Below are 4,238 nucleotides of genomic sequence, written 5' to 3' on the forward strand. Positions count from 1 at the left end.
TCATCACCATCACCGGACCCGCCCAGCACCTCGTGGTCACCGACCAAAAGGGCAGACCTCTGAAGGCGGGATCGCTGGCCCGACCCCCGACCACACCCCCACCCGCGGTCAAACCATGTGCCGGACCTACCGGTGAGCGCGCCGACTGGTGGTGGTACCAGCCGTTCCAACCCCAACCACCACCCTCGACCAACTAGCTGCAGACCGCGCCCGTTGCAGCCGATCCGACCAGCTTGGTGTACTTGGCCAGCACACCGGTCTTGTACACCGGGGGCAGCGGCTCGAAACCGACCTTGCGCGACTCGAATTCGTCCTTGTCGACCAGCAGGTCGAGCGTGCCCTTGCCGACGTCGAGGCGGATCTTGTCACCGTCGCGGACGAAGGCGATCGGGCCGCCGTCGACAGCCTCCGGCGCGATGTGCCCGACGCAGAGGCCGGTGGTGCCACCGGAGAACCGCCCGTCGGTCATCAGCAGCACGTCCTTGCCAAGGCCCGCGCCCTTGATGGCACCGGTGATGGCCAGCATTTCGCGCATGCCGGGTCCACCCTTGGGTCCCTCGTAGCGGATGACGACGACGTCGTTGTGCGTGATGGTGCCGTCCTCGAGCGCATCGAGCGCTGCGCGCTCGCGCTCGAAAACCCTTGCGGTGCCCTCGAACACGTCGGAGTCGAAGCCTGCCGACTTCACCACGGCGCCCTCGGGAGCCAGCGACCCGTGCAGGATCGTGATGCCACCTGTCGGGTGGATCGGGTTGTTCATCGCCCGCAGCACCTTGCCATCGGGGTCCGGCGGTTCGATGTGGGCGAGGTTCTCGGCCATGGTCTGGCCGGTGACGGTGAGGCAATCCCCATGCAGTAGACCGGCATCCAGGAGCGCCTTCATCACGACGGGCACGCCGCCGATCTCGTCGACGTCCTTCATCACGTGCCGGCCGAAGGGCTTCACGTCGGCCAGGTGCGGCACCTTCTGCCCGACGCGGGTGAAGTCCGCGAGCGTCAGCTTGACGTTGGCCTCCCAGGCGATGGCCAGCAGGTGCAGCACGGCGTTGGTGGAGCCGCCGAACGCCATCACCACGGCGATGGCGTTCTCGAACGCCTCCTTGGTGAGGATGTCGCTGGTGGTGATGCCGCGGCGCAGCATCTCGACCACCGCTTGGCCGGACTTGCGTGCGTACTCGTCGCGCCGCTTGTCGATGGCCACGGGGGATGCGCTGCCCGGCAACGACATTCCCAACGCCTCAGCGGCCGAAGCCATGGTGTTGGCGGTGTACATACCGCCGCATGCGCCCTCGCCGGGACAGATCGCCCGCTCGATGATGTCCACGTCCTCGCGCGACATCAGCCCGCGCGCACATGCCCCGACAGCCTCGAAGGCGTCGATGATGGTGACTTCCTTCTCGGTGCCGTCGGTGAGCTTGGCCAGCCCCGGCATGATCGAGCCGTTGTAGAGGAAGACACTCGCGAGGTTCAGCCGGGCGGCAGCCATCAGCATGCCGGGGATCGACTTGTCGCAGCCCGCCAGCAGCACCGAACCGTCGAGGCGCTCGGCCTGCATGACGGTCTCGACACTGTCGGCGATCACCTCGCGGGAGACGAGGGAGAAGTGCATGCCTTCGTGGCCCATCGAGATGCCGTCGGACACCGAGATGGTGCCGAACTCCAGCGGGTAGCCGCCTGCCTCGTGCACGCCGCCTTTGACGGCCTGTGCGAGCCGCTGCAGCGACATGTTGCACGGCGTGATCTCGTTCCATGACGAGCCGACGCCGATCTGCGGTTTGACCCAGTCGTCGTCGCCCATGCCTACGGCGCGCAGCATCCCGCGGGCAGCGGTCTTCTCCAGGCCGTCGGTGACGTCGCGGCTGCGTGGCTTCATGTCGGGTGTGCTACCGGAGGGCGCTGGGGACATTGGTCAAGTATGCCTTCGCGGTACTAGCCGGCCAAACCGTTATCGATACCCCGGTGGGGTATCCGGTACGGTGGATTTCATGAAGTCGTTCATCGCCGCGCTGGCCGTCGCGGCCGCCGCCCTGTTCTTGTCGTCGTGTAGCAGCCCGGCCACCGACGGACACACCGGCCACCCGCAAGGCAGCGAATCCAGCGCATCCGCACAGCCCGCCGGCTTCAACGACCAGGACGTCGAGTTCGCCACCAACATGATTCCGCACCACCAGCAGGCGGTGGAGATGGCGGCGTTGGTGCCGGACCGGTCCACCAATCCCGCGGTGCTCAAGCTCGCCGCCGACATCTCGGCGGCGCAGGGTCCCGAGATCGAGACCTTGAAGGTGTTCCTGGTGCAGTGGAAGGAAGGCACCGACACCAACCCGGAAGCCCCCGAAACCTCGGGGAGCCCCGACAGTCATGGGGGCCACGGCGGCATGGATCCCATGGAGATGCAGGGCATGATCGACGCCGCGGCAATCGCGAATCTCGCATCGCTGAAAGGCCCCGAGTTCGACAAGTTGTGGATGCAGTCGATGATCAGCCACCACGAGGGAGCGATCGAGATGGCCAACGCCGAGATCGCCGGCGGCGTCAACGTCGACGCGAAGAACCTGGCGCAGCAGATCGTTACTGCGCAACAGGCCGAGATCAACCAGATGAAACAGATGCTGGGAGGCTAATGTGACTGCTGCACACGGGTATTCGTCGAACAAGGACAACTACTCGAAGCGGCTGCGCCGCATCGAGGGTCAGGTCCGGGGCATCGCGAAGATGATCGAGGACGACAAGTACTGCATCGACGTCCTCACCCAGATCAGCGCCATCAACAGCGCCCTGCAGTCCGTCGCGCTCGGACTGCTCGACGAACACCTCGGCCATTGCGTCAGCCACGCCGTCGCCGAGGGCGGCGATGAGGCGGACAAGAAGCTGGCCGAGGCGTCCGCGGCCATCGCCAGGCTGGTGCGCTCCTGACCTCTACTGCTTGCTGTACGACGTCGGCCGCACCACGAACACCACCCGGTCGGGATGATCGGGCGGCGGCTCGGTCAACGGTCCGCTGTAGCGGTCGTTGAGGTGCATGTAGTAGTCACCCTTGGGATCGGGCACGATCCGCTCGACGTCGCCCCGCACCTCGAGGTACTTGAAGGGGTTGTCCGGGTCGACGATCGACATGGCCACCTGTGGATGTGCCGTCACATTGCGATACTTCTGCCGCTTGGTGGTGTGGGTGAACCGCAACAGCTCTCCATCCCAGTCGAACCACATCGGGTTCACCTGGACGGTGCCGTCCGGGCGGGTAGTCGCCAGGTGGCCGTACAGCGGGCGTTCCAGCAGATCCTCGTACCCATCGGGTATCGCGACCACGGCAGTTTCCTCTCAGTTGACGTACGTACGCGCCGTGCAACGCCGAAACCGAATTCGTCGTTACCAGGTCCCGCCTCCGGCCGGGGTCCAAGTAACGCTCGGCCTCTCCGCGGCGATCAACACAGCAGCTCAGTGCCCTTTCCCGGCACTTTGGTCGGGCGCCGGCGAGCGTCGGCGGCGATGGCAGGCCCTCGCGCTGTGCCACACTGGATTGACAATTCTATTGGAGGTGGCGCATGCCGCAGGGGAAGATGAACAGACTGGTCACCGCGATCTTCGCGGCCGCAATGGTCGGTGGGTTGGCCCTGAACAGCCCGTCTGCGTGGGCTGATCCGGAGGTAAATCCGGACCCCGCTGCCGTCGACGCACCGCCGTTGGAGCAGCCCGCGCCACCGCCTCCCCCGGAGGAGTTCCCGGCCGCCTTCCCGCCGCCCCCGCCGCCGGTCGATCCGCTGGCGCCACCACCGGTGGACCCGCTCGCCGTCCCGCCTGCGGATCCGTTCGCCAACCAGCCTACGGTCATCCCCGAGGGAACGCCTGCGGGCCAGAACCCGACGCCGTATGTCGGGCAGCCGGTGTTCGCGCCGCCGACCTTCAATCCGACGAACGGCTCCAAGGTCGGCGCCGCGAAGCCGATCTACATCAACTTCCAGCGGCCGATCGCCAACCGGGCGTTGGCCGAGCAGGCGATCCACGTCTCGTCGGTTCCGCCGGTGCCTGGCCGGTTCTACTGGACCAGCGACAGCCAGGTGCGCTGGCGGCCGCAGGACTTCTGGCCCGCGGGCACCGTCGTCACCATCGACGCAGGCGGCACCAGGTCGAGTTTCACCGTTCCCGAGCAGCTGGTGGCCACCATCGACGACGCAACACACCAGATGACCATCTCGCGTAACGGCAAGGTGGAGAAGACCATCCCGGTGTCGATGGGTATG

4 protein-coding genes, 1 tRNA gene and 2 pseudogenes are annotated in these 4,238 nt (G+C 66.4%); 5 read left to right on the forward strand and 2 right to left on the reverse strand.

All coding sequences use genetic code 11. The annotated features are described in order from the left end of the window. Together QOC69_RS24520 and QOC69_RS24525 are read left to right on the forward strand one after the other, a co-directional pair. A pseudogene (locus tag QOC69_RS24520) lies at positions 1-197 on the forward strand (hypothetical protein); the annotation flags it as partial. 28 nt (positions 198-225) lie between these two features. Further along, positions 226-324, forward strand: a tRNA-Thr gene (locus QOC69_RS24525). Between the two features lie 544 nt (positions 325-868). Here the strand turns inward: QOC69_RS24525 and QOC69_RS24530 are convergent. After that, positions 869-1,906 (reverse strand): annotated as a pseudogene (locus QOC69_RS24530) (dihydroxy-acid dehydratase domain-containing protein); the annotation flags it as partial. 79 nt (positions 1,907-1,985) lie between these two features. On the opposite strand from QOC69_RS24530, the gene QOC69_RS24535 reads away from it, so the two are divergent. Then, the gene (locus QOC69_RS24535; RefSeq protein ID WP_526444498.1) at positions 1,986-2,621 is read left to right on the forward strand and encodes a DUF305 domain-containing protein; all 636 of its coding nucleotides are present in this window, start codon (positions 1,986-1,988) and stop codon (positions 2,619-2,621) included. 1 nt (position 2,622) lies between these two features. Next, complete coding sequence (gene ricR / locus QOC69_RS24540) at positions 2,623-2,913, forward strand: copper-sensing transcriptional repressor RicR (RefSeq protein ID WP_526444500.1); 291 nt, start codon at positions 2,623-2,625, stop codon at positions 2,911-2,913. Between the two features lie 3 nt (positions 2,914-2,916). On the opposite strand, the gene QOC69_RS24545 is transcribed toward ricR, so the two are convergent. Further along, positions 2,917-3,306 (reverse strand): PPOX class F420-dependent oxidoreductase, encoded by a 390-nt coding sequence (locus QOC69_RS24545; protein WP_526444502.1) that lies wholly within the window; start codon positions 3,304-3,306, stop codon positions 2,917-2,919. Between the two features lie 236 nt (positions 3,307-3,542). Here QOC69_RS24545 and QOC69_RS24550 point away from each other — a divergent pair. Next, a partial coding sequence (locus QOC69_RS24550) for an Ig-like domain-containing protein (protein WP_526444504.1) occupies positions 3,543-4,238 on the forward strand: 696 nt, incomplete at its 3' end.

The sequence above is a fragment of the Mycobacterium sp. genome, from assembly GCF_032162105.1.
Classification (GTDB): Bacteria; Actinomycetota; Actinomycetes; order Mycobacteriales; family Mycobacteriaceae; genus Mycobacterium.

What these genes read in the sequence shown, in the direction of transcription:
- QOC69_RS24535 (WP_526444498.1), top strand. Translation starts at nt 1,986, where the DNA reads ATGAAGTCGTTCATCGCCGCGCTGGCCGTCGCGGCCGCCGCCCTGTTC.